The organism is Erwinia sp. B116 (assembly GCF_002865965.1).
Classification (GTDB): domain Bacteria; phylum Pseudomonadota; class Gammaproteobacteria; order Enterobacterales; family Enterobacteriaceae; genus Erwinia.
On the sequence record NZ_JRZZ01000022.1, the window covers coordinates 12,494 to 36,501 of the forward strand.

Annotated in this window: 22 protein-coding genes and 2 pseudogenes; 9 read left to right on the plus strand and 15 right to left on the minus strand. The window is 59.8% G+C overall.

Annotated elements, in window-relative coordinates:
- The 3 genes and pseudogenes from NV64_RS24105 to NV64_RS15025 all read left to right on the plus strand — a co-directional run.
- Positions 1-545, plus strand: a 545-nt coding sequence (locus NV64_RS24105; protein WP_233208993.1) for a 6-phosphofructokinase, incomplete at its 5' end; no start/stop codon positions are given.
- Between the two features lie 142 nt (positions 546-687).
- The gene (locus NV64_RS15020) at positions 688-1,677 is read left to right on the plus strand and encodes a sulfate ABC transporter substrate-binding protein (RefSeq protein WP_101506225.1); all 990 of its coding nucleotides are present in this window, start codon (positions 688-690) and stop codon (positions 1,675-1,677) included.
- Between the two features lie 193 nt (positions 1,678-1,870).
- Positions 1,871-2,623, plus strand: a pseudogene (locus NV64_RS15025) (CDP-diacylglycerol diphosphatase); the annotation flags it as partial.
- Between the two features lie 257 nt (positions 2,624-2,880).
- On the opposite strand, the gene yhjD reads toward NV64_RS15025, so the two are convergent.
- On the minus strand, positions 2,881-3,888 hold the full coding sequence (gene yhjD, locus NV64_RS15030; protein ID WP_101506226.1) for an inner membrane protein YhjD: 1,008 nt from the start codon (positions 3,886-3,888) through the stop codon (positions 2,881-2,883).
- A 49-nt stretch (positions 3,889-3,937) separates the two neighbouring features.
- Positions 3,938-4,837, minus strand: a complete 900-nt coding sequence (locus NV64_RS15035) for a LysR family transcriptional regulator (protein ID WP_056233648.1) — start codon at positions 4,835-4,837, stop codon at positions 3,938-3,940.
- A 116-nt stretch (positions 4,838-4,953) separates the two neighbouring features.
- Between NV64_RS15035 and NV64_RS15040 the strand changes: the two genes are divergently transcribed.
- Entirely contained in the window at positions 4,954-5,712 is a 759-nt protein-coding gene (locus tag NV64_RS15040; protein ID WP_056233649.1) for an SDR family NAD(P)-dependent oxidoreductase, read from the plus strand.
- Between the two features lie 71 nt (positions 5,713-5,783).
- Here NV64_RS15040 and NV64_RS15045 read toward each other — a convergent pair whose 3' ends face one another.
- Positions 5,784-6,635: a PhzF family phenazine biosynthesis protein gene (locus tag NV64_RS15045; protein ID WP_056233652.1), complete on the minus strand. Its 852-nt coding sequence runs from the start codon at positions 6,633-6,635 to the stop codon at positions 5,784-5,786.
- A 130-nt stretch (positions 6,636-6,765) separates the two neighbouring features.
- On the opposite strand from NV64_RS15045, the gene NV64_RS15050 reads away from it, so the two are divergent.
- The gene (locus NV64_RS15050; RefSeq protein ID WP_056233749.1) at positions 6,766-7,389 is read left to right on the plus strand and encodes a glutathione S-transferase family protein; all 624 of its coding nucleotides are present in this window, start codon (positions 6,766-6,768) and stop codon (positions 7,387-7,389) included.
- A 107-nt stretch (positions 7,390-7,496) separates the two neighbouring features.
- On the opposite strand, the gene NV64_RS15055 is transcribed toward NV64_RS15050, so the two are convergent.
- Both NV64_RS15055 and NV64_RS15060 read right to left on the minus strand, forming a co-directional pair.
- Entirely contained in the window at positions 7,497-8,234 is a 738-nt protein-coding gene (locus NV64_RS15055) for a thioesterase II family protein (RefSeq protein WP_101506227.1), read from the minus strand.
- Between the two features lie 31 nt (positions 8,235-8,265).
- Positions 8,266-9,720 carry a PLP-dependent aminotransferase family protein gene (locus tag NV64_RS15060; RefSeq protein ID WP_056233657.1) on the minus strand — a complete coding sequence of 485 codons (1,455 nt, stop codon included), beginning with the start codon at positions 9,718-9,720 and terminating at the stop codon, positions 8,266-8,268.
- A 136-nt stretch (positions 9,721-9,856) separates the two neighbouring features.
- Here NV64_RS15060 and NV64_RS15065 point away from each other — a divergent pair, with 136 nt between their 5' ends.
- The gene (locus NV64_RS15065) at positions 9,857-10,444 is read left to right on the plus strand and encodes a LysE family translocator (RefSeq protein ID WP_056233660.1); all 588 of its coding nucleotides are present in this window, start codon (positions 9,857-9,859) and stop codon (positions 10,442-10,444) included.
- A gap of 278 nt (positions 10,445-10,722) precedes the next feature.
- Here NV64_RS15065 and mqo read toward each other — a convergent pair whose 3' ends face one another.
- Entirely contained in the window at positions 10,723-12,336 is a 1,614-nt protein-coding gene (gene mqo, locus NV64_RS15070; RefSeq protein WP_056233662.1) for a malate dehydrogenase (quinone), read from the minus strand.
- A 322-nt stretch (positions 12,337-12,658) separates the two neighbouring features.
- Positions 12,659-13,114 (minus strand): carboxymuconolactone decarboxylase family protein, encoded by a 456-nt coding sequence (locus NV64_RS15075; RefSeq protein WP_101506229.1) that lies wholly within the window; start codon positions 13,112-13,114, stop codon positions 12,659-12,661.
- A gap of 84 nt (positions 13,115-13,198) precedes the next feature.
- Between NV64_RS15075 and NV64_RS15080 the strand changes: the two genes are divergently transcribed.
- Entirely contained in the window at positions 13,199-14,638 is a 1,440-nt protein-coding gene (locus NV64_RS15080) for a PLP-dependent aminotransferase family protein (RefSeq protein ID WP_101506230.1), read from the plus strand.
- A gap of 36 nt (positions 14,639-14,674) precedes the next feature.
- Here NV64_RS15080 and tpiA read toward each other — a convergent pair whose 3' ends face one another.
- Positions 14,675-15,442: a triose-phosphate isomerase gene (tpiA, locus tag NV64_RS15085; protein WP_056233670.1), complete on the minus strand. Its 768-nt coding sequence runs from the start codon at positions 15,440-15,442 to the stop codon at positions 14,675-14,677.
- A gap of 117 nt (positions 15,443-15,559) precedes the next feature.
- Complete coding sequence (locus NV64_RS15090) at positions 15,560-16,153, minus strand: DUF1454 family protein (protein WP_056233672.1); 594 nt, start codon at positions 16,151-16,153, stop codon at positions 15,560-15,562.
- Positions 16,154-16,245: 92 nt separating this feature from the next.
- Between NV64_RS15090 and NV64_RS15095 the strand changes: the two genes are divergently transcribed.
- Positions 16,246-16,680: a DUF805 domain-containing protein gene (locus tag NV64_RS15095; RefSeq protein WP_101506231.1), complete on the plus strand. Its 435-nt coding sequence runs from the start codon at positions 16,246-16,248 to the stop codon at positions 16,678-16,680.
- On the opposite strand, the gene fpr is transcribed toward NV64_RS15095, so the two are convergent.
- Positions 16,681-17,427, minus strand: coding sequence for a ferredoxin--NADP(+) reductase (gene fpr / locus NV64_RS15100; protein ID WP_056233675.1), 747 nt, complete (start codon positions 17,425-17,427; stop codon positions 16,681-16,683). It lies immediately after the preceding gene.
- Positions 17,428-17,733: 306 nt separating this feature from the next.
- On the opposite strand from fpr, the gene emrD reads away from it, so the two are divergent.
- Positions 17,734-18,912, plus strand: coding sequence for a multidrug efflux MFS transporter EmrD (emrD, locus tag NV64_RS15105; protein ID WP_101506232.1), 1,179 nt, complete (start codon positions 17,734-17,736; stop codon positions 18,910-18,912).
- 407 nt (positions 18,913-19,319) lie between these two features.
- Here the strand turns inward: emrD and NV64_RS15110 are convergent.
- The 5 genes and pseudogenes from NV64_RS15110 to NV64_RS24110 all read right to left on the minus strand — a co-directional run.
- Positions 19,320-19,595 (minus strand): annotated as a pseudogene (locus NV64_RS15110) (PAAR domain-containing protein); the annotation flags it as partial.
- A 210-nt stretch (positions 19,596-19,805) separates the two neighbouring features.
- Positions 19,806-21,032: a hypothetical protein gene (locus NV64_RS15115; protein ID WP_101506233.1), complete on the minus strand. Its 1,227-nt coding sequence runs from the start codon at positions 21,030-21,032 to the stop codon at positions 19,806-19,808.
- Between the two features lie 2 nt (positions 21,033-21,034).
- Positions 21,035-21,538: a hypothetical protein gene (locus NV64_RS15120; protein ID WP_101506234.1), complete on the minus strand. Its 504-nt coding sequence runs from the start codon at positions 21,536-21,538 to the stop codon at positions 21,035-21,037.
- Positions 21,525-22,499, minus strand: a complete 975-nt coding sequence (locus NV64_RS15125) for a hypothetical protein (RefSeq protein WP_101506235.1) — start codon at positions 22,497-22,499, stop codon at positions 21,525-21,527. Before NV64_RS15125 ends, NV64_RS15120 begins: the two co-directional genes overlap by 14 nt.
- A gap of 18 nt (positions 22,500-22,517) precedes the next feature.
- Positions 22,518-24,008: type VI secretion system Vgr family protein (locus NV64_RS24110; RefSeq protein WP_233208994.1), on the minus strand; the 1,491-nt coding region annotated here is incomplete at its 5' end.

Here is a 24,008-nt window from a genome sequence, read left to right on the forward strand (position 1 = left end):
ATTTCACCGCACTGGAAACGGTGGTGGAAGCCATTGACCGCCTGCGCGACACCTCCTCTTCACATCAGCGTATTTCGATTGTCGAAGTGATGGGGCGTTACTGCGGCGACCTGACGCTGGCGGCGGCGATCGCCGGCGGCTGCGAGTTTATCGTCCTGCCGGAAGCGCCTTACACCCGTGAAGAGCTGGTGGATGAGATCAAAGCCGGCATCGCCAAAGGCAAAAAGCACGCGATTGTGGCGATTACCGAGCACATCTGCGACGTCGACGAGCTGGCGAAATATATCGAATCTGAAACCAAACGTGAAACGCGCGCCACGGTGCTGGGCCATATTCAGCGCGGCGGTGCGCCGGTGGCTTACGACCGTATCCTGGCTTCACGCATGGGTGCCTACTCGATCGAACTGCTGCTGCAGGGCTACGGCGGCCGCTGCGTCGGTATCCAGAATGAAAAAATGGTGCATCACGACATCATTGACGCGATTGAAAATATGAAGCGTCCATTTAAGGGCGACTGGCTGGAAACGGCGAAACGTCTTTACTAAGCAAAATCAAGGCGCTGCGGGTCAGCGCCTTTTTTATGCAAAGCTATATTCCATATGGTTATTAAAGCTGTTTTTTAATTCTTTAAATCGTTGGTTACTTTATGTCACGCTTCACTCAACAAAACCTTGGGGAGTGTGTGCGATGAATAAGTGGAGTGTGGGATTTACCCTGTTACTGGCCTCAACCAGCGTGCTGGCGAAGGATGTTCAGCTGCTGAACGTCTCTTACGATCCGACGCGTGAGCTGTATGAGCAGTATAACAAAGCGTTCAGCGCACACTACAAACAGGAAACCGGCGATAACGTGGTGATTCGCCAGTCACACGGCGGATCCGGCAAACAGGCCACCTCGGTGATCAACGGCATTAAGGCCGATGTGGTAACCCTGGCGCTGGCCTCTGACGTGGACGCGATTGCCGAGCGCGGCCGCATTGATAAAAACTGGATTAAACGCCTGCCGGATAACTCCGCGCCTTATACCTCGACCATCGTGTTCCTGGTACGCAAAGGCAACCCGAAACAGATCCACGACTGGCCGGATCTGATCAAGCCGGGCGTGTCGGTGATTACGCCAAACCCGAAAACCTCCGGCGGCGCGCGCTGGAACTATCTGGCGGCCTGGGGCTGGGCGCTGGAGCAGAACAAAGGCGACCAGGCGAAGGCGCAGGAGTACGTGAAGGCGCTGTTTAAGAACGTCGAAGTACAGGACTCCGGCGCGCGCGGCGCGACTAATACCTTCGTTGAGCGCGGCATTGGTGACGTGCTGCTGGCGTGGGAAAACGAAGCCTACCTGGCGGTAAACAAGCTGGGTGCCGATAAGTTTGAAATCGTCACGCCGAGCGAGTCGATCCTGGCTGAACCGACCGTCTCGGTGGTGGATAAAGTGGTGGACGAGCGCGATACCCGTCAGGTGGCCGATGCCTACCTGAAGTATCTCTACTCGCCGGAAGGCCAGGAGATCGCGGCGAAGAACTTCTATCGTCCTCGCGATCCGGCGGTAGCGAAGCAGTTCGCCAGCACCTTCGCGCCGGTGAACCTGTTCACCATCGACGGCAAATTTGGCGGCTGGACCGCCGCACAGAAAACCCACTTCGCCGAAGGCGGCACCTACGATCAGGTGATGAAGCGCTAAGTTTGCGCAGGCGATAAAAAAGGCTGACGGTGACCCCGTCAGCCTTTTTTTATGCCGCCACCGGTTAATTTGCGTTAAGTCATTGCAGGTGACGAAAAGTGCCGAAAAATGTTCACCTGCGTGATGATTTCGCATGATCTTCGGGCAGGCCTGAACTACATTACAGGCATCGTGCGGACTGGGGCAGAGGCTGATGCAGGGAACGAAGTGGGTGGCGGCGGGCGTGGCGGCTGTGGTGGTGGCGATCGCCGCCGCGAGCGGCATTGTTGCGTTTAATTTTCAACGCAATGCGGATGCGCTGTGGCAGATTGTCAGCCAGCAGTGCGTGCCCGGCCAGCGGCTGAACAACCAGCCCGCGCCCTGTCGGCTGGTTAATTTGCCGGATGACTACGTGGTGCTGAAGGACCGCAACGGCCCGCTGCAGTTCCTGCTGCTGCCGGTGGCAAAAGTCAGCGGCATTGAGAGCCAGAAACTGCTCAATCCTGCCACCGCCAACTACTTTGCCGAAGCCTGGCGCGCGCGGCATTTTATGGAGGAGCGCCGCGGCGCGCCGATTGACGAGAGCGTCTATGCGCTCGCGATCAACTCGCGCTGGGGACGCAGCCAGAATCAGCTGCATATTCATATCTCCTGCCTGCGGGCGGACGTCCGCCAGCGGCTCGACAGCCTGAGTGGCCAGCTCAGCAATCAGTGGCAGACCCACCAGCTGGCCAATCATGACTACCAGCTGCGGGTCATCAGCCGCGATGAGTTTAAGCGTACCAGCCCGTTTATCCTGATTGCCCGCGAGCTGCCCGGTGCCCGCGAAGAGATGGGCAGCTACGGTATTACCGTCGCTTCGCTGGGCGGCGGCAAACGCGTGCTGATGGTGCTGAAACGCAACTGGCTGCTGCTCAACCGCGGCCATGCCGAGGAGCTGCAGGATCACAGCTGTGCGCTGTTGAGCCGGGTTAACCCTCATACATCGAACGTTCCGCTGCCCAACCCCCGGACGTCCGAGCCTCAGGCATCGATCCTTCCTGCTGCTGAACATCAGGCGTCTGAAGCCCTGGCATCTGAACCTCTGGCATCTGAAGCCCTGGCACCTGAAGCCCTGGCACCTGAACCTCTGGCACCTGAAGCCCTGGCACCTGAACCCCTGACATCTGAACCTCTGGTATCTGAACCGCAGGCAGCGCGTTGAACGATCGCGCTGCCCTGCGCTTAACGCGACGCTTTTTCTTCCGGTAACGGGTCGTCTTTGTAGCGCGCGGTGGCGATCCAGGCGGCGCAGAACAGGGTCAGGCGCGCAAAGAAGTAGAAAAACGCCATCAGACCGAGCACCGAGCCGAAGGCGGCACCGGAAGGCGACGAGGCCAGCTTGGGCAGCGTCAGGGTCATAATAAACTTAATCACCTCGAAGCCGATCGCCGCCAGCAGGGTGCCGCGCAGCAGCGCTTTTTTGCGCGGCTTGTGACGGGGCAGGATCCAGAAGATCCACAGGAACAGCAGGTAGTTGGCGAAGATCGAGATCGACAGCGCGATAACGGTCATCGCCGGGCGCAGCCATTCAATTCCCTCCAGCCCGAGCGCCCGCACAATCGCCGCCTGCGCCGCGCCGGCGACCGAGGTCAGCGACAGGGTGATAATCAGCGCCAGCACCAGCCCGGTCAGCGAGATAAAATCGCGGCTGTATTTAAACCAGATTTTCTCCTGATCCTGTGGCGTGCGCTCCCAGACGTCGCGCGACTGTGCGCGAATGGCTTCACGCAGGTTGCCCATCCAGCTGATCCCCGAGTAGAGCGCCACCAGCAGCCCGGTCAGGCCGACCGTGGTGCGCTGCTGCACCGCGGTATTCACCGTACTTTTCAGGGTGGCGGCCAGCGCCGGGTCGCTGATGCTGCCGACCATCTTCGCGATCAGCCCGGTCAGCAGATCGGGGTTGGAGGCCAGCACAAAGCCGACGGCGGCAAAAGACACCATCAGGATCGGAATCAGCGACAGGAACGAAAAGTAGGTGATGGCAGCACCAAACTGGCTGCCGAGGCGGTCATTAAAGCGCTCGCCGGCGCGGAGAAAGTGGGCCACCGCCGGAATAGCCTGAAACCAGCTGACCAGCCGGGAAACCCGGGTGATGGACTTATCCACCGTGCGATTGCCGGTTTTGATGTTGATCAGCGGTTTTTCCGCTTTGGCCGGACGCTGAGGCGCGCGTTGTTGACTGTCCGTCATGGGTCATATCCTTGAAATTTACCGATAACATGAAATTATAGTCTGTCGGTCAGGTGACGTAACGTTTCAGAGCGAGGCTTAACCACTCGATAAACACGTGGACACGTTTCGCCAGATTGCGGCGGTGCGGCCAGAGCAGGGAAACCGGCATCGGCCGCGCCCGGAACAGCGGCAGTACCTCCACCAGCTTCTTCTCCTGCAGCGCGCTCTGTACCCCGACCTTCGGCACCTGAATAATCCCCAGCCCGGCGATGCAGGCGGCGCGATAGGTTTCGGTGCTGTTCACGGTGATCACCCCGCCGGTTTTAATCAGCTGGGTAAACTTGCCGTCGTAGTACTCAAAACCTTCCGGCTGCAGGCCGGGCTGCTGGCTGTAGTGCACCATCGCGTGCAGCGACAGCGACTCCAGCGTGGTCGGCGTGCCAAAACGCGCCAGATAGTCCGGGCTGGCGCAGTTAATCTGGGTCAGCGTACCCAGCGGGCGGGCGATCAGCCCGGAGTCCTCCAGCATGCCGACACGCACCACGCAGTCAAACCCTTCGCGCACCACGTCCACCCGCCGGTCGCTGCTGCTCAGATCCAGTTCAATGCCGGGATAGTTGCGCATAAAGTCCGGCAGCAGCGGCATCAGGTACTGGCTGGCGAGGCTGACCGGCATATCTACCCGAATCCGGCCGCTGAGCGTGGCCGGGTCGTGCTGAAACAGCGAGTCCATCTCCTCCAGCGTGGCCAGCACGTCGCGGCAGCGCTCAAAGTAAACCATGCCATCCTGGGTCAGCTGCACGCGGCGGGTGGTGCGGTGCAGCAGGCGCGAGCCGAGATGGTTCTCCAGCGCCTGGATCTGCCGCGAGAGGCTGCCTTTCGGCAGGCCGCAGCTCTCGGCGGCGCGGGTGAAACTCTGCATTTCAGCCACCCGCACGAACAGCCGCATGGCCTGAATTTTATCCATCGCCTGCGCCTTTTGTTGTTGCAAATGAAACAGTGAATCGTATTTACCCTTATTTATAGATCGTCTGACGCGTAATAACCTTCTTTTTGTCCACAACCCACGCCCGGAGAGAGAAAATGTCTGAAAAAATTGCCCTGATTACCGGCGGCAGCCGCGGTTTAGGCCTGAATGCAGCGTTAAAACTGGCTGAAAAAGGCATCGACGTCATCCTGACCTATCACAGCCAGCAGCAGCAGGCGCAGGCGGCGGTACGGCAGATTGAGGCGCTGGGAGCGCGCGGGCTGGCGCTGCAGCTGGATGTTGCCGACAGCAGCCGCTTTGATGATTTTGCGGCGGCGGTGAAAGAACAGCTGGCGCTGATTTGGCAACGCGACAGTTTCGACTATTTATTAAACAACGCCGGCACCGGCCTGCATCAGCCGTTTATGGAAACCAGTGAAGCGCAGTTTGACCAGCTGGTGGCGGTGCATTTTAAGGGGCCGTTCTTCCTGACCCAGAAGCTGCTGCCGCTGCTGGCGGACGGCGGACGCATCGTTAACGTTTCCAGCGGGCTGGCGCGTTTTACCCTGCCGGGAGCGGGGGCCTATGCGGCGGTAAAAGGGGCGATTGAGGTGCTGACCCGCTATCAGGCGAAGGAGCTGGGCGCGCGCGGCATTACCGTTAACGTGCTGGCACCGGGGGCGATCGAGACCGATTTCGGCGGGGGCCGGGTGCGTGATGATGCGGCGCTGAACGCCTTTGTCGCCGCCCAGACCGCGCTGGGGCGGGCCGGGCAGCCGGATGATATCGGCCATGCGGTGGTCGCGCTGTTCAGCGAGCAGTGCCGCTGGGTCAACGGTCAGCGCATCGAGGCTTCCGGCGGCATGTTCCTGTAAGTGCCGCCGGGCAGCGGGGCACAGCAGAATACTGCCCATCCGGGGACGGGCAAAAACGCCGGGCAGCGGTGTCAGAGGCGCGCGCTGCCGTCGATCAGCGTGACCGTCTGGCCGCCGATCCAGATGCCATCAGCGCGGTAGCTGACGTTCAGACGCCCGGCTCGCTGCATCGCCGTTCCCTGATGGACCTGGTAATCCAGCTCCACGCCGCGTGCCTGGAAGTAGCGCGCCAGGCAGGCGTTGGCGCTGCCGGTGACCGGGTCTTCCGTCAGCGAGCCCTGCTCAATCAGCAGCGCCCGCACCTCCCAGCAGTTGCTCTCGCCTTTCAGCGGTGCAAAGGGCATCACGCCATTCACCCGCGCTTTTTTCACCAGCCGGGCAAACTCCACCGCATCCGGTTTAATCGACAGCACCGCATCACTGGACGCCATCGGCACCAGCAGCCAGCGGATGCCCATATCCGCCACCATTACCGGCAGCTGCTCTTCCAGCGCGTCGCTGTTCAGCGCGCTGCCGATCGGTGCGTCGCTGAACGGCGTCAGAATCGCGTCCGGGGCGGCAAAGGCCAGCGCACCGTCGTCGGCAATTTTTACCGTCACCAGGCCAATCTCACACTGCTGCACGATCTGGCCGGGGGTATGCGGCGTAACGCCGTTCTCCAGCAGGGCGTGGGCGGTTCCCAGCGTCGGGTGTCCGGCAAACGGCAGCTCCATATCCGGAGTAAAAATGCGCACCCGGTAGTCGGCGGCCGCATCGCTGGCGGGCAGCACAAAGGTGGTTTCCGACAGGTTAGTCCAGCGGGCGAACGCCTGCATTTGCGCATCGCTCAGGCCGACGGCATCAATAACCACCGCCAGCGGATTGCCATTGCAGGGGGTGGAGGTAAAGACGTCAACCTGTTTAAAAGGGCGTAACTGCGTCATAACGGGTCCTGTGAGTGAGGAGTTTGCTTCAGTGTGCCACGCCCGACTGTACAGGCGAAGTAAACAACGGTTGTCAGTGCCGGAGATAATGACTATTAATAATGCATATCTGATGAAAGGTGATGATTTAATGCTGAAAATACTGGGAAGAGCGTCATCGATCAATGTACGAAAAGTGCTGTGGCTGTGTGAAGAGCTGCAGATCGGTTTTGAACGGGAAGAGTGGGGCGATGGCTTCCGCTCGCCGAAGGAGCCCGCATTCCTGGCGCTGAACCCGAACGCGCAGATCCCGGTGGTGCAGGACGGCGATTTCACCCTGTGGGAGTCGAACACCATTATCCGTTATCTGGCCAATGCCTGCGGCGGCGAATGGCTCTACCCGGCCAGCCCGCAGGCGCGGGCGCGCGTTGACCAGTGGATCGACTGGCAGGCCACCGAGCTGAACACCGCCTGGCGCTACGCCTTTATGTCGCTGGTGCGCAACTCTCCCGCGCATCAGGATGCGCAGCTGCTGGCGGCCGCCTGTAAGGGCTGGACCTGGACCATGGGTATCCTTAACCAGCAGCTGGAGAAAACCAACGCGTTTGTCGCCGGCGACGCCTTCTCACTGGCCGATATCCCGATCGGCCTGTCGGTAAACCGCTGGTACGAAACGCCGATGGAGCACGCGGAGCTACCGGCGGTGCGCGCCTATTATGAGCGGCTGACGGCTCGCCCCGGTTACACCCTGTGGGGCCGCAACGGCACACCTTAGAGCCGGTTCCGTCAGGCGATGAGTCGCGGGCTGCCAGGGGGCTCTGCGATCGCCGCGCGGTGCTGATGCTGGCAGAAGTGCCCGCTGTGGGGCCGCAACGGCACGCCTTAATCGTGCAGTAGCAGGCTACCGATCGCCTCAACGATCGCCGCCCGCTGCTGATGCAGATAGAAGTGCCCGCCCGGCCAGGCGTAGCGGTGGAACGGGCCGTGGCTCCACTGCCGCCAGCCGGCGATCGACGCGTCGTCCACTTCCGGGTCGCTGTCGCCGTTGAAGGTGGCCAGCGGGCAGTGCAGCACGCCCTGTGGCCGTGCCGGGTAGGTTTCGATCAGCCGGTAGTCGGCGCGGATGGCGGGCAGGATCACCTCGCGCAGCCCGGCCTGCGCCAGCACCTGGGCGTTATTGCTGTCCAGCCTGATCAGCTCGGCGCACAGCGCGTCATCGTCCTGCAGATGCACCTGCCCCGGCCGGTGAAACTGCGCTGCTCCGCGGCCGGAAACGGCCAGCAGCTGCGGTTCGCTGGCACCGCGCCGGCACAGCTCCAGTACCACCTCATGCGCCAGCGTAGCCCCCATGCTGTGGCCAAAAATCGCCCAGCGCGCGCCGATCGCCGGCAGCATGGCGTCGGCCAGCTGCTGCGTCAGCGCGTCGAAGCTGTCCGGCATCGGGTGGCGAAAGCGCTCCAGCCTGCCGGGCAGGCAGACCTGCACCAGGCGAATGCCGGCGGGCAGCAGCGCCCGCCACGGATGATAGAGCGAGGCGTTACCGCCGGCGTGGGGAATGCAGAACAGTGGAATGGCGTTGTCACCGTGGGTGGGGGTGGCGCGCAGCCAGGCAGAATTCATCGGTACAGCTCCTTGATCTCAGAGAAAGGCGTCAGCCTACGCCGGCGGCGATGCCGCTCATTTCGCACGCCAGCGCACCGGTGCGCTGCAGCGCCCAGGTGTAACGCTGGTCAAACGGGTAGCAGCAGGAGAGCCGCAGCGCGTTATTGCAGCGCTCACCGAGGGTATACAGCGCACCAGGGGTCAGGCAAATTTTTTCCTGCAGCAGGCGGTGGAACAGCGCCACGCAGTCCACCCCGCCGGGCAGCTCCACCCAGAACACGAAGCCGCCGCTCGGCCGGGTAGCGCGGGTGCCCTGCGGGAAGTGGCGGGCGATAATGCCGCGTGCCTCCTCCAGCTGCGCGGCGTAGCGGCGGCGCAGCGAGCGCAGGTGGTGGTCATAGCCGCCGGACTCCAGGAAGTGGCCGAGGGTTTCTGACAGCAGCCGCGATTCCGACATCGACGACACCGCCTTCAGCCGCGCCAGCGCGTCGCTGAAGCGGCCGGCGGCGATCCAGCCGACGCGATAATCCGGCGCCACGGTTTTGGTAAAGCTGGCGCAGTACAGCACCCAGCCATGCTCGTCAAACGCCTTTACCGCCGGCGACAGCGGCCAGCAGAACTGCAGCTCGGCGTACAGGCCATCTTCCAGCAGCGGCACCTGATAGTGATTGACCAGTCGCGCCAGCCGTTTCTTCGCTTCCAGCGTCATGCTGCTGCCCAGCGGGTTCTGCACGTTGGGCATGGCAATCAGCGCCTGAATGCGCTGCTCCTGCAGGACCAGCTCCAGCGCGTCCAGCGACAGCCCGTACTGCGGGTCGGTCGGGATCTCCAGCACCTTCAGGCCAAGGCTGGCCAGCAGCGGGAACAGATAGAAATAGGTCGGCGTCTCGACCCCGACGCAGTCGCCGGGGCGGGTGACCGCCCGCAGCGCCAGCTGCAGCGCCTCCATGCAGCCATGGGTCAGGGTGACCTCCTCGCTGCTGACGTGGATGCCGAGGTCCAGCGAGCGGCGGGCGATCTCCCGCCGCAGCCGCAGGCTGCCGGGGGGCAGGGCGTAGCGGGCGATCAGGTCCGGCTCATGCTTCAGCAGGGTGCGCATGATGCCGCTGAGCTTTGCCGTCGGGAAGAAGTCACTGTTCTGCGGACAGGCCAGCGAGATATTGGTGAACTCCGCATGGTTTTGCGCGGCAAACACCGTGTCGATCAGATCCAGCTTTTCACTGCTCGGCGAGCGCACGTGGCTGCGCGGCTGCGCCTGGCGGGTCAGCGAGGGCAGCGCGTCGCGCACGTAGTAGCCGGACTGCGGGCGGGCTTCGATCAGCCCGCGATCTTCCAGCATGCCGTAGGCGGTCAGCACGGTGTTGACGCTGACCTGATGGCTGGCGGCGCAGCGACGAATGGCGGGCAGGCGGCTGCCGGGCGTAAAGGTGCCCTGGTGAATCGCGGCGGCCAGCGTTTCTGCCAGCTGGTGGTAGCGGGTGGTCTGGGGATCGTTGATGGACACAGTGCTCTCCACGAATGATGGGTACAATGTTCTGACAGGCCTGTTTGTACCCATAACAATACTCATTTTCTGCATCTGTTACCATCTGTCGGCGCTGATTACACTAAGTCCATTCTCAGACCGCAGGAGCGCACCCATGCTTGACCCCTCTTTTTTCAGCTATGTCACCGTGATGTCGATCACGCCAGGCCCCAACAATTTGCTGCTCGCCACCTCCGGGGTGAATTTCGGGCTGAAGCGCACGCTGCCGATGGTCAGTGGTATTCTGATCGGCTGCGCGCTGCAGACGGTATTTGCCGGCCTGCTGTTAGAAGTGCTGCTGAGCTGGATGGGGGCGATTCGCCTGCCGCTGACCCTGCTGGGCTGCGGCTATCTGCTGTGGCTGACGTGGAAAATCTTCCGCTCCGGCGCGCCGGAACTGCGCGAGAAGGCGCGGCCGATGACGGCGATCGGCGGGGCGCTGTTTCAGGCGGTGAATCCTAAGGCGTGGCTGATGGCGACCAACGTCGCGCTGATGTACACCGTCAACAGCACCATTCTGACGGTGATGCTCAGCTTTATGCTGCTCAACCTGCCCTGCATTCTGATCTGGGCCGCGCTGGGCGATCGGCTGGGCAGGCACCTGCAGGTGGCGTGGAAGCTGCAGCTGTTTAACGGCCTGATGGCGTTCTCGCTGCTGGCGACCACTCTGTGGATGCTGGTGGATGCGCTAAGGCTGGCCTGACGGCTGTAATCGCTTTACGTGCGGGTCGCTGCCGGTTCGCGTGCCCGGCGTATCGGGTATATCCGGAACGCGGACAGGCTGCTCTTCCTTCAGGCAACTCAGCAATATGAAGCGATGGGAGCCTGTACACGGAGCAAAGCATCGCGGGCCACGGATGGCCCGCGCTGAGCTGTCAGGGATGACGCTTTTTGCGTCTTTGCGGAGTGTACAGGCTCCCTGAGCCGAGCACAGTGTTACAACAGACGACGCATTTTGTGTCTTTGCGCTGCGCCCGGAGATTATTTACCTACAACCGCCGCCGCTGCTGAGTTCTCGTCGTTCGCCGCGCTCAGCGGCGCGTAGTCCAGCTGCAGGATCTGGCTGGTATCGGCCAGCACTTTCTCCGTTGCCGCCACGTTGCCGTTCAGCTTCTGGCCCCAGGACGGGATAATGGTTTTCAGCGCGCTCTGCCAGGCCGGGCTGGCCATCTCTTCTTTAAATACCCGACCCATCAGCTCCAGCATAATCGGTGCTGCGGTGGAGGCCCCTGGTGACGCACCCAGCAGGGCTGACATGCTGCCGTCTTCTGAGGTCACCACTTCGGTGCCCAGCTTCAGCACGCCGCCCTTGTGCGGGTCCTGCTGAATGATCTGCACGCGCTGCCCGGCTTTTACCAGGCGCCAGTCCTCTTTCTTCGCTTCCGGGAAGTATTCGCATAGCGCCTTGTGGCGGTCGTCTTCGCTGAGCATTACCTGGCCGACCAGGTATTTCACCAGGTCAAAGTTGTCCAGCCCCACGCGTATCATTGGCAGCACGTTAGACGGGGTTACCGAGCCAAACATGTCCCACAGCGACCCCTGCTTCAGGAACTTGGTAGAGAAGGTGGCGAACGGCCCGAACAGCAGCACCTGTTTGCCGTCCAGCGTGCGGGTGTCGAGGTGCGGCACCGACATCGGCGGCGCGCCAACCGAGGCTTTACCGTACACCTTGGCCTGGTGGCGCTTCACCACCTCCGGGTTGTCGGTGACGAGGAACTCGCCGCCCACCGGGAAACCGGCAAATTTTTTCGCTTCCGGAATGCCGGAGTGCTGTAGCAGGGTCAGCGCCGCGCCGCCCGCACCGATAAACACCTTGTTCGCGCGGGTCACCGACTCACGGTTGCCGTTGTTCAGGTCGGCCAGCGTGACGTTCCAGCTGCCGTCGGCGTTGCGTTTAATCGCCCGCACTTCGTGGCGGCTCTGCAGCTCAAAGTTCGGGCTCTTCTGCAGCGAGGCGATCAGCTGGCGGGTGATTTCACCGAAGTTAACGTCGGTACCGATCGGAATGCGGGTGGCGGCAACGCGCTGACCCTGGTCGCGGCCTTCCATCACCACCGGGATCCATTCGCGGATCTCTGCGGCATCTTCCGAGTAGTCCATCCCACGGAACAGGCTGTTGTTTTGCAGGGCGGCGTAGCGTTTTTTCAGAAACGCCACGTTCTCCTCACCCCAGACAAAGCTGACGTGCGGCACGCTGGTGATAAAGCTGCGCGGATTACGCAGCACGCCGCGCTGCACCTGGTGCGCCCAGAACTGACGTGAAATCTGGAACGCTTCGTTGATTTCTACCGCTTTGGTGATGTCGATTGCGCCGTCGGTCTTCTCCGGCGTGTAGTTCAGTTCCATCAGCGCAGAGTGCCCGGTGCCGGCGTTGTTCCAGCCGTTCGAACTCTCTTCAGCCACCCGATCCAGGCGCTCTACCATGCTGATGCGCCAGTTGGGCTCCAGCTCCTGCAGGTAGGCTCCGAGGGTCGCGCTCATCGCGCCACCGCCGATCAGTAACACGTCGACGCTTTTCTCATCGACCGCTGAGGCTTTTTTGGAAAAGCCAGGACCGTTCTGACGTTCGGCCCCCAGTACTTCCTTCTTGCGCATGAATCGACATCTCCAAATGCTGAATAAATTCAACATATTAAGCGGTTGAAACAGATCCGGTTTCTGGGGAACCAGTTGCACTGCTTCGTTCTTTCAGGGTTGCTCACAGATCTACGCACAGCTGTGCTGTTTGTTTAATCAATGTTCAAAGGTGTTAGAAATATACCATTGTTATAGGGTATTTAAAAAAGTGTTTAAGGATGAAAAATGAGAATGATGGCGGGGTGAAAATTAGTAACATTGATACGGGTCACAGTTATGACCCGCAGGGGTTAGGGCAAAGGCACAGTAAAAAATGGGTAAGTCGTTGAGTGGTCGAAATTTAATCGCGCGGCGCACTGTCCGGCAGCTTGCGGTGGCTGATCGCCAGGCGGTTATAGGCATTCATCAAACCAATCGCGACGGTCAGGTCTGTGATCGCTTTGTTACTGAATTCGGCCTGCATTTGCGTAAAGATGACGTCCGGCGCGTTGGTTTGTGCAATCAGCGTCAGCGACTCCGCCCAGGCCAGCGCGGCCCGCTCGGCGGTGGAGAACCAGTTGCCCGCTTCGGCCCACACCTGGGTCAGCACAATTTTGTCCCACGGCATGCCGCCTTTGTGTAACGCTTTGGTATGCATATCAATACAGTACGCGCAGCCGTTGATCTGAGACACGCGCAGATAAACCAGTTCCACCAGGCTCGGATCCAGGTCGCATCTGCTGACGTAGTCGTGTACGCCGGTCAGCGCTTTCATCCCTGCAGGTGACGAGGTATAAAAATCAATGCGTTCACTCATAATTCGCTCCGGTAAAAGGGGATGGCTGTCGGAAAGCGTTTCCGACATGGGCGCTATTTTCACCGGGTACGGGGAGCCATAACAGTGCCAGGAAATAACAACCACAGTGGTCCATCGAACGCCGTGCCGCTGGGGATTACGCTGCGGCGTGGCGGCAGGCTGACGCTGGCCGAACAGATCCATAACGAAATGCAGCAGGCGATTGCCGACGGCCGACTGGCGGCTGGCGCACGGCTGCCCTCCTGCCGCGACCTGGCGGTGCAGCTCGGCGTGGCGCGTGGCACGGTGCGTGCCGCCTACGACCGGCTGGTGGACGGCCAGCTGCTGGTAAGCAGAGGGGCCGCTGGCACCTGGGTTAGCGGCGTGCCGTCGCTGCCTGCGCGGGTGGCCCCGGCAGCCGAGGCGATCGCCCCGCTGGCGGAGATGGTCCATGCCTTCGACGTACCGCCGCTGACCTTCCAGATGGGGGCACCCGCCAGCGACGCCTTTCCGGCCAAAGTCTGGTCACGCATCATCAGCCGCCATGCCCGCCAGATGGCCAGCCAGCCGATGGGCTACGCCGATCCGCGCGGCAGCCCGGCGCTGCGCCAGCAGCTGGCGAGCTATCTGGCGATCGCCCGCGGCATGCACTGCCAGCCCGCGCAGATCGTTATCACCAACGGCTACGCCGGCGCGCTGGGGCTGATCGTGCTGGGGCTGCGGCTGGCCGGGCAGCAGGTGTGGCTGGAGAATCCGGGTTATCTGCTGGCACGGCGGGCGCTGGCGCTGGCTGGCGTGCAGGGGGTGCCCGTACCGGTCGATGAGCAGGGGATTTGCGTCGGGGAAGGGGAGCGGCTGGCACCCGAGGCTCGTGTGGCGCTGGTGACGCCAGGCCAGCACGCGCCGCTGGGCATGACGCTGTCATCCTCCCGCCGCCGCGCGCTGCTGGACTGGGCGCACCGGCAGCAGGGCTGGATTATCGAGGACGATTATCTGGGCGAACTGCAGCTGCAGGGGCGTGCCGCCCCCGCGCTGGCGGCGCTGGATAGTGAACGGGTGCTGCACGTCGGCACCTTCAGCAAGAACCTCAGCCCGACGCTGCGGCTGGGTTATCTGGTGGTGCCGGAAGCGCTGGCGGCGACCTTTGGCGAGGTGGCCGCGCTGTTGATGCCGGCGTCGTCAGCGGTGCTGCATCGCGCCGTGGCGGAATTTCTGCATGAGGGGCATTTTATGCGCCACCTGCGGCGGATGAAACGGCTGTATGCCGAACGGCTGGCGCTGATGCTGGAGGCGCTGGCACCGCATTTTTCACAGCTGTCACAGGCCGCGCTGAGCGTGGTGGTCGATCTGCCAGTGGGCACCCGTGATACGCTGATTGCCCGTGAAGCGCTGAGCTGTGGCATGGCACCGTCGCCGCTGTCGATGTGGTATCAGGAAAATCCGGCACCGCGCAGTGGGCTGGTGCTCAGCGTGACGACGCTGCCACGTGTGGGCTATGCAGAGAGTGCGCTGCGGCTGAAGCAGCTGGTGGAGCGGTTTGGTTAAATCACCCCGCCCCGGGAGGGGCAGGGCTGAGCAGTCTTAGGCGTTTTTCGCTGCGGCGGCTGCTTTGACGATCGCGGCAAAGGCGTCGGCCTTCAGCGAGGCGCCGCCAACCAGCGCGCCGTCGATATCCGGCTGAGCAAACAGCTCGGCGGCGTTCTTGTCGTTAACAGAACCGCCGTACTGAATGATCACCTGAGCGGCCACGGCTGCATCCTGCTTAGCGATGTGGTCACGGATAAACTTGTGCACCGCCTGGGCCTGGGCCGGGGTTGCTGACTTGCCGGTACCGATCGCCCAGACAGGTTCGTAGGCGATCACCACGCCGTTGAAGGCGTCTGCACCCTGGGTGGTCAGCACCGCGTCGATCTGACGTGCGCAGACTTCTTCGGTTTTACCCGCTTCGTTTTCCGCTTCGGTTTCACCGATGCACAGCACCGGGATCAGACCCGCCGCTTTCAGCACGGCGAATTTCTTCGCGATAAACTCGTCGCTCTCAGCGTGGTAGGTGCGGCGCTCAGAGTGGCCGATGATGATGTACTGTGCGCCAACGTCTTTCAGCATGTCAGCGGAGACTTCACCGGTGAAGGCACCTGACAGGTTCACATCAACGTTCTGCGCGCCCAGTGCGATATGGCTACCGGAGATGGCATGTTTCGCCTGATCCAGATAGATCGTCGGCGGGGCAATCGCCACGCCACAACCGTCAACGCCGCTCAGCTCGGTACGCAGGCCGGCGATCAGCTCGTTGACCAGGTTTTTATTGCCGTTTAATTTCCAGTTACCCATCACTAATGGATGTCGCATTGTATCCTCCACGCTTAGAGAGTATGAAAGCTGCCGGCTGGCAGCGTTGTCTGCCGACAGTATAGAGATCAAACAGTCGAAAGGCTTTGCTTTTCGTCATGCTTTGACTGAAACGATTCAAGGGGTTGCCAGCGCCAGTTTCAGCGGCTCGACGGCGAAGGTCAGCCCTTTTTCGCCGTTATCGGCGACAATGTAGCGCAGCGCTCCTTCACTCTGCTGGTAGTAGCGAACGCCTTTTCCTTTGCTCAGCAGCGTGCTTACCCGTTTCTGGCTCTGTTCGGCGCTGAGCATCGGTTCAAAGAAACGCACAAACGCCGCCATATAGGCCAGCGCTTTATCATATGCTGCCTTCTGGTCCGGCCCCGGGATCGGCAGCCAGGTAATCTGCAACGTTTTGATTTTACCGGTGCCGTGCTCCAGCGCGGTGGAGGCATAAAGATTTTCATTAATCTTGCTGGCCGCGCGGGTCAGATTGCTCTTATCATCATTCGTGTCAATGGCGCGATATTCACCTAACGGTAACGTTACGTTGGCAGCATTATACTTTTCGCGGAACTGGCCGATAGTCATATCAAAGACCGGCGCGCCGGCCTGCAGATAGGGTGCCGACGGCAGAGGGGCTGCCCGATCCTGCGGAACGGTGTCGGCATACGCTGTCGCAAAGGTCAGTGCGGTCAGCAGGGCAATCCCTGCCCGTCTCGCGTTGTTCATGTTATCGGCCCTAACCAGTAAACTCAGCTCAAGATTAAAACGGACATCGACCTGAAAAGTCAAAGGGCTCCCGGAGTGTGGAATAAAAAATAATGACCTTACAGCACTGGTGTTTCTCTTTTCGTGGCCGACTGCGGCGGCGCGATTTCTGGATCTGGCAAACCGTCTGGCTGCTGCTGCTGACCCTGCTGTTTACCCTTGCCTCCAATGGCTGGCTGGACAACCAGACCGCGGCCTTCTGCGTGGTGGCACTGCTGTGGCCCACCAGCGCGGTGCTGGTGAAACGTCTGCACGATCGCAATAAGGGCGGCCAGTGGGCGCTGCTGCTGATCCTGGCGTGGATGCTGATGGCGGGGAACTGGGCGATGCTGCCGGGCGAGGCGCAGTGGGTGGTTGGCCATTTTATCCCGGCCTTGATTATGGTCAGTATGCTGGTCGAACTCGGTGGTTTTAGCGGCACGGCGGGGGATAACCGCTTTGGTAAAACGGCGCAGTACGTGGTGTTCCTGCCCCGCCGTGCGGCCTGATTACCAGTAATGCTCGCTGGTGATGTGCCCGGGTTTACGTTTCAGGTGTTTGCGCATCTCGCGGGTCTCTTTCAGCACCTGCTGGGTGTCGCGCACCATCTGCGGGTTACCACACAGCATTACGTGGCTGTGTTCGGCATCAATGGTCAGCCCGACCGCCGCCTCCAGCTGGCCGTCGGCGATCAGCGCCGGGATGCGGCCGGTCAGTGAACCGCTGCTCTCTTCGCGGCTGACGATGGTCTGGATCTGCAGCTGGCCGTTAAACCGCTGCTGCAGCTGTTGCATCTGCGGCAGGTAGCTTAAATCCTGCGCGTGGCGGGCCGCGTGCACCAGCACGATGTTTTTAAAGCGCTCCAGCCCTTTACCCTCCTCAAGAATGGAGAGATAGGGGCCGAGCGCCGTACCGGTGGCCAGCATCCACAGTGTGTCGCATTCGGGCACTTCATCAATCACAAAAAAGCCCTGGGCATCGCTGGTGATCAACACTTCGTCGCCCGGTTGCAGGGCGTGCAGCCGCGGGCTGAGCTTGCCTTCCGGCACGGTCACCAGGTAGAACTCCAGGTTCGGGTTGTGCGGCGCGTTAACATAGGAGTAGGCACGTACCACCCGTTCACCGTCGATCATCAGCGCCAGCTTGGCGTACTGGCCGGCGGTGAAGGGGTCAATCGGTGCGGTAACGGTCAGGCTGAACAGGCTGTCCGTCCAGTTGGTTACCTGTTGTACCTGAGCATTGAGCCAAACGGCCATAAAAAAACTCCTTAGCGTGGTTAGGGCATTTAGCCTTTCCGGCTATCTTCACCAGCGGTAAACGTTTTTTCCACCGCGGGTGGGGCGTAAAGCTCTTATGAACAAAGTATGCGCACGAATTTCACCAGACGTAAAAAATGTTTTACAGCCCTGCGCTAAATTAGTGACAGTGCGGTATCACCTGTTTTGAGCTGCCCCCTCGCTTTGTCACCCAGTCCTGATATTTTCTCCGCCAACTGGCCGCAGGCTTCCGGCACATCCTCTGCTCAGGGGATTTTTTGCCACTTATTATACTGATGTGAAACCATGAAAAAGATTGAGAACGGGCATCTGCTGGTGATGCTGATCGCGCTGCTGGCCGTTGGTCAGATGGCGCAAACCATCTATGTGCCGGCGATGCCGGTGATTGCGCAGGCGTTCCACGTCGCTGACGGCGCGGTGCAGCGGGTGATGGCCGCTTACCTGATTACCTACGGTGCCTCGCAGCTGCTGTACGGGCCATTGTCGGACAGCATCGGCCGCCGGCCGGTGATCCTGTTCGGTATGGGCATTTTTATTGCGGGATCGCTGATCGCGCTGTTCGCCAGCGGCCTGGATGGCCTGGTGCTGGGCGCGGCGATTCAGGGGCTGGGAACCGGGGTGGCCGGGGTGATGGCGCGCACCATGCCGCGCGATCTCTACTCCGGCAGCGCGCTGCGCCACGCCAACAGCCTGTTGAATATGGGCATCCTGTTCAGCCCGTTGATTGCGCCGACGATTGGTGCCGGGCTGACCCATCTGTTCGGCTGGCAGGCCTGCTTCGCCTTCCTGCTGCTGCTGTGCCTGGCGGTGACCGCGGCGATGGCCCGTTTTCTGCCGGAAACCCGGCCGGCGGGCCAGGCGTCGCTGCCGCTGCTCTCCCGCTACCGGCCGCTGCTGGCGGACGGCAACTTTGTGCGTTATCTGCTGATCCTGATCGGTGCCACCGCCGGCATCACCGTCTATGAGGCCAGCAGCGGCGTGCTGATGGGCGGGGTGCTGGGGATGAGCAGCCTGGCGGTCAGCCTGCTGTTTATTCTGCCGCTGCCGGGCGCGTTCTTCGGGGCGTGGTTTGCCGGGCGCACCCGTAAGTCGTTTAACACGGTGATGTGGTACGCGGTCAACAGCTGCCTGCTGGCCGGAGCGCTGATGTGGATCCCCGGCTGGCTGGGAGTGATGAACCTGTGGACGCTGATCGTCCCGGCGTCGCTGTTCTTCTTCGGCGCCGGCATGCTGTTCCCGCTGGGCACCTCCGGGGCGATGGAGCCGTGGCCCTATATGGCGGGCACCGCCGGGGCGCTGGTCGGCGGCCTGCAGAATCTGGGATCGGGACTGACCGCCTGGCTCTCCGCGCTGCTGCCGCAGACCGGCCAGTTCAGCCTGGGGATGCTGATGTTTGCCACCGCGCTGCTGATCCTGTTCTGCTGGCTGCCGCTGTCGAAGCGACCGGAGCCGCAGACGGTGTGATTCGCCGCACTGAGATGTGCTATCCGCACCGCAGCGCGAGCAGGATTGAGAGCAACCAGGCCGGAAAGTAACGCGTTCAGTTCCGGCCGCAGTCACGTTTATCGGTTTCGCTGCGCCCGGCTCTGGATCGCGTGATTTGGCTTTTCAGCATTAACTGGAACCCAGTAGAGCATGGCATAGTGCAGTACATCCATCTCACCTTCACCGGTTTCAGGGCGGTGAAGGACGGCCAGAGGCGGGAGAACGTCTTGCGCCAGACGCACACTTGTTATCCCCTCCCCTCTGGGGTATTGGTTGGCACGCATTGCCACGGCACGATCAGAAGTACGGCCTCGCTGCGAATACCGATGGCCCGACATTGACAGGATTATCCATGAGTTATAGCCGCCTTTGCTCTATTGGGGAGTGAGTTCATATGTGTCGGCGTATATCGATGGAATAAACTCAGCCCGGCACGGGCAGGTGCTTCTGCTGTGCAGCGTACCGGCAATATGGCGGCCATGAATAAAATCGTCAGGTAAGCCCCCCATGATTTTAAAAAGACCGGGATGCTTACCACAGGTTACGCTGTGCTCCTCGCAGGCCTGCAGTCTCCCGAAATGCATGTGATCGGGCATTCCTTCTGTGATCACCCCACCGCAGCTTGTCTTATCGTCCTGAAACAAAAAATGTCCAACTGCCATCACGTTGTCCCTACTTTTTTTACTTTCATGCGTTTCTGCACTTCTGTCTGCGCATAACGCTGTTTCCGCTGTCTGCTGCCCCATTCAGCCAGTGCATGCAGCTCCATTTCTTCCCGTGCCCGGCTCCGTTTTAAGTTCTCCCCCGGCAATGAGCACTTAGCCGTGGCCTTCAGCCTGGTTGTGCTCGCGCAGCTACGGTGCCAGGGTGACTCACGCGGGGGTAATGGCTTGTATCCAGAGTACCCCGGTGTCACGATCGGCGCTGATAGCCAGTTGTGCGGAGCCGGTCTGCTGCGCAGTAAGTGTCGCCACGGCTGCGGCCAGCCACGGGGACACACAACCGGCATGTCCTATGATAAGGTCGGTGTTATGACGGCCTGCCGGTGAGGGTACGCCGGAAAGAGGTGGTAGCGCCATCGCCGGGATAACGGTGGAAGCCTCTTCTACCGTCAGACCACTGAGCCAGAGGTGTTTAACCTGGCCTTCCTCCAGGGGTACCCAGTCAGCTGCTTGCGCTATGCCTTCGTCAAGCAATTGTGGATCGGTCCGTTCCGGGCGGTGTAACCACGCCAGCGGAGGTACCGTGTTCTGCGTAAGTCTATTGCCCAGCAGCAACGCCACCATTGCCTCCGCACTTCCCTTACGCATTTCAGGCGCGACCTGAGCAGCAATGATGAGCAGTAGTGATTTGTCGTTAATGCGGTTATCAAGCCACTCATCAATAAACTGCGCACCGTGACCATCAACATATTCAATCGGTTGTGTAATGCTGGCCTCTTTCAGGCTGTCGTGCCAAACCGGAATGAAACGACGTGGCAAAATAGAGGTGTCAGCCTCAAACAGCACCGCAAGCGTTTGTTTAGGGGAAAACGGTGCAAGTGTGATTGCAACATCAGCCAGCAGCTTCTGAAGCCGGGCCTGAAACACCATCAAATCCTGTTGTTCGGGCTCCAGTGAATCATCACTCTCTTGCCCCATCGGAGGGGGTGGGAAAAATGTATGTAAACAATAGTTTTCCCGACCGCGACCGGTCTGGCTTTTGAGTATTGAGGGCCCTTCAATTAACAATGTCACCGGAGTTTGTCCCGGTTCCTCTGGTAACGGAATATCCACGCTTATATGCAGGATCTGGAGCGCCCGGCGGCCTCGTCTGGTTTCCCACAATAATGTTTCTTCACGCCTTCTGTCCCAACCATTAGCAAGAATGTGTTGAAACAGCCAAAGCAGCACTCTCAGAACAAACACCAGTAACCAGACCAGCATGATGTCCACAGGAAAGAGTATCCAAAGTTTTGTACTCTCTTCCTGCCGATCAAATGCCAGACCCGCTATTGCAGTCACAACAACCAGCGCACCCAGAGCTGAAAACCAGCAGCCGAAACGGATGGGAGTCGGGCGCCAGGCTGCGGGGGGAATGATTTTAAGATTTACCGGCATAATCAGTCCGTGAATACCAGTTCCGGGACATCGGCATCAAGATTGAGCTGTCCCTTCAGGTGTGTAAAGTTCGGCGGCACTATCCAGTCAAAGACCACTCCTTTTTCATTCCAGGTTATAGAGGAAAAATCCCCCGTTTCACCCCGGCTGAACTGTTCTATAGAACGCCAGCAGCTGACGACCATCACGCGCTGTACTTTGACAGATTTTTTATCAACAACCTGGTAGATATCGGCATACATTTCCTGACCAGCTCCACACTGTCCCGAGGGATGATTAGGTCGAGACGGGAACCCCTTCACCAAGAGAAAATACTGCCTGTTCTGAACAGTATGCAGTTTTTTATCACTGTAGATAGACCACAGATCATTTTCGGGCGTAACCATTACGCCCTCGATGGAAATAGGTTTCCCTGTGTTACTGAGCTCCTGGATCTGTGATGCCGCAAGGGGAAACGACAAAGAAAGGAGCAATAACCAGATAACTTTCATTTTAATACCGCTCATAGACAGTATCCGCATAGCACAGGCCTGAATATGTCCAGGCATGCTCGCCCTGGTTCGCACGGCCGGTGCGGTAAGTCGCTGCATCACGCATATGCAACTGCTCCTCCGTCTGGCCGGCATTTTGAGTGCGGTTCATGTTCCAGCCAATATTACCCGTTGTGCTATCACACAGGTGGTTATATTGCCGAACCCAACTATTTGCTTGTGTATCCCATCGATAATAAAATCCACCATTCCATAAGGCAATGGCTTCGCGCTGAACCATGTCCTCTGTGAAATTACCGTATTGACTGAGATGCTTTCGGGCATCATCTACCTTTTGCTGGAAAAGATCTCTCCCGGCCTCGACATTGGCTTTCCAATTCCAGACGGTATTGTAATCAGGAGGTGGATTGGTTACCTGTGTCATGCCATAGCCATTATCAAATGATAAGATAGGTTGCCCATCACTGTTGATAAAGTGCTTAACATGAGTTTCGTGCTTAGCCAGCTTGAGCAGATTTTCGGCCCCCTTCAGCGTACTTATATAAGTAGCAACATCTGATTCAGCGGGATTTTGACCACTGATTTTGATATTACGGGTTATCGTCAACTCTCCGATTTTAACTGATACTGAAAGATTGCCGCCCAGAATACGGCCTTCCCCAAAATTGGCTTTCCAAGTTTTATCTTCTGAGGAAAAAGTGCCGGACTCAGTAAAGTTTCGCTTTATTGTGGTTTTTCGCTGGTTTTCGTAAACCCCAACTTTAGCATCCCAGGTGATTGACCACGACCATTCATATGGCCCGGAAGCTTCAGTAGCAAACTCAAAAAAAATATCGGGTAGCGAGGCATCTGTATTAATCTTAAATTCCGCGTTATCCGCCGGCGTAACCCAGGTCGTATTCTCCGCGGTGGCAACCACCTGAACAAGGCTGTCCGGCGTATTATTAGTGGTTCCTGCGTTCTGTGCGTTCTCCATTGTGTGGCTCCTTGCTCCTTAAAACTTCAGTGAAAGTTTTTCAGCTGTACGGGTAACTACCCGCTCCGTCATGCCGTCTTTGTCTGTTATTCCCTCCCATACCTGCCCGGACACACTGCTGATGGTATAGGGAACGCCAGCACGCGGTGTGACCTTATCTGCCTCAGTGATGCGGAACTGTTCACTAAACAAGTCACTCACCTTGCCAGGTGGCGTGGCAAGGTTTTTTACATCACTGGCACCCTCCTTACGTCCATAACGACCCGCACGGGTGTTAAGGTCGCCGGTCGTCGCCAGCTCAATTCTGCCACCGTCTAATGTGATATAACTGCCTCCGGCATTTAACGTGATACTCTTTGCTGCCGTTATTCGGATCTCATCTTCTGTGCTGACAATGCTGATCCCCTTTCGGGCCAGTAATTCCATCAGATCGTTTTGTGCCTGTACCTGCACCGGCCCCTGATTCGCGATGAGCTTGATCCCCAGCTTACGAACAAATACGCTCAGGGCATTACCCACCCCGATGAACAGATTTTTCACCACGCTGACGTCAGCATTTTTACCCGCCGTGGCAATCAGGTTCTGACTGGCTGACAGTTGAAGGTGCTCCCCGCTTGTCACCGCCACGCCATCAGGCGCTGTCAGGTGCAAAACAGAGGCCTTCAGTTCATTCAATTTTTGCTCCATCAGCGTTATTTGTGCCTGTAACTCCGCCGCACTCGCCTGTGCAGCCTCCGCATCACCGGAAATCGCCTGCATTTCTTCTCTGGCAGCTTTCAGACGGCTGACCGCTGGCTGCATCTCCAGCACCTGCCCCTGCGCCTTCGCCTGCCCGTCCGCGCTGATAAACAGCCCTTTCTGTGCCCGTATTGCCCCCCGGCTGTCGGTTCTGAGTTCAAAGCCCTCACCGCGCTTCTGCTTTTCAGCGTCCACCAGGTGGCCGAGATTCAGCTGACTCTTGCCGCCGTACTCGGTGGAGACCTTGATATGCTCCTGGTCACGGCTGTCATCGAGGCGGATTTTGTTGTTCGCCGGCGTGCGTAGGACGTTACGTTTGTAGTTGCGAATGGTGACATGGTCACCGTGCGCCGAGTCGTGCAGCACGCCGGAAATGTACGGTCTGTCCGGGTTACCGTCCTCAAAACCAATCGCCACTTCGGTGCCCGGCAGCAGCGGCAGGTGCAGGCCGTAAGTGTCCCCAGCATATGGGCGTGACTGGCGAACCCACAGGCTCTCGAATCCGGTCTCCCAGTTATCACGGTCAAACAGCATGTTGACGCGGTAGCGACCGTCCCGGTCGATATGGCCGTAGCGGTCGTTTTCGGTGGTGCTGGTGACGCGGGCCGGTAAGGTGCCCGCCATCACCGGGCGTGAGCCAGGCTCCGGGCGGAAACCCACATCCGTGCTGTCCGGGATACCCCTGAAGTGCACTTCAAAGTCCCGGTCACGGCGGGCAAAGCTGGTCATCGCCGTGATCACTATCCCCCTGCTGAACACCTCCGCCACTTC

Coding starts and splice junctions, on each gene's coding strand:
- NV64_RS15020 (WP_101506225.1), top strand. CDS start 688: ATGAATAAGTGGAGTGTGGGATTTACCCTGTTACTGGCCTCAACCAGC.
- yhjD (WP_101506226.1), bottom strand. CDS start 3,888: ATGACGGACAGTCAACAACGCGCGCCTCAGCGTCCGGCCAAAGCGGAA.
- NV64_RS15035 (WP_056233648.1), bottom strand. CDS start 4,837: ATGGATAAAATTCAGGCCATGCGGCTGTTCGTGCGGGTGGCTGAAATG.
- NV64_RS15040 (WP_056233649.1), top strand. CDS start 4,954: ATGTCTGAAAAAATTGCCCTGATTACCGGCGGCAGCCGCGGTTTAGGC.
- NV64_RS15045 (WP_056233652.1), bottom strand. CDS start 6,635: ATGACGCAGTTACGCCCTTTTAAACAGGTTGACGTCTTTACCTCCACC.
- NV64_RS15050 (WP_056233749.1), top strand. CDS start 6,766: ATGCTGAAAATACTGGGAAGAGCGTCATCGATCAATGTACGAAAAGTG.
- NV64_RS15055 (WP_101506227.1), bottom strand. CDS start 8,234: ATGAATTCTGCCTGGCTGCGCGCCACCCCCACCCACGGTGACAACGCC.
- NV64_RS15065 (WP_056233660.1), top strand. CDS start 9,857: ATGCTTGACCCCTCTTTTTTCAGCTATGTCACCGTGATGTCGATCACG.
- mqo (WP_056233662.1), bottom strand. CDS start 12,336: ATGCGCAAGAAGGAAGTACTGGGGGCCGAACGTCAGAACGGTCCTGGC.
- NV64_RS15075 (WP_101506229.1), bottom strand. CDS start 13,114: ATGAGTGAACGCATTGATTTTTATACCTCGTCACCTGCAGGGATGAAA.
- tpiA (WP_056233670.1), bottom strand. CDS start 15,442: ATGCGACATCCATTAGTGATGGGTAACTGGAAATTAAACGGCAATAAA.
- NV64_RS15090 (WP_056233672.1), bottom strand. CDS start 16,153: ATGAACAACGCGAGACGGGCAGGGATTGCCCTGCTGACCGCACTGACC.
- NV64_RS15095 (WP_101506231.1), top strand. CDS start 16,246: ATGACCTTACAGCACTGGTGTTTCTCTTTTCGTGGCCGACTGCGGCGG.
- fpr (WP_056233675.1), bottom strand. CDS start 17,427: ATGGCCGTTTGGCTCAATGCTCAGGTACAACAGGTAACCAACTGGACG.
- emrD (WP_101506232.1), top strand. CDS start 17,734: ATGAAAAAGATTGAGAACGGGCATCTGCTGGTGATGCTGATCGCGCTG.
- NV64_RS15115 (WP_101506233.1), bottom strand. CDS start 21,032: ATGCCGGTAAATCTTAAAATCATTCCCCCCGCAGCCTGGCGCCCGACT.
- NV64_RS15120 (WP_101506234.1), bottom strand. CDS start 21,538: ATGAGCGGTATTAAAATGAAAGTTATCTGGTTATTGCTCCTTTCTTTG.
- NV64_RS15125 (WP_101506235.1), bottom strand. CDS start 22,499: ATGGAGAACGCACAGAACGCAGGAACCACTAATAATACGCCGGACAGC.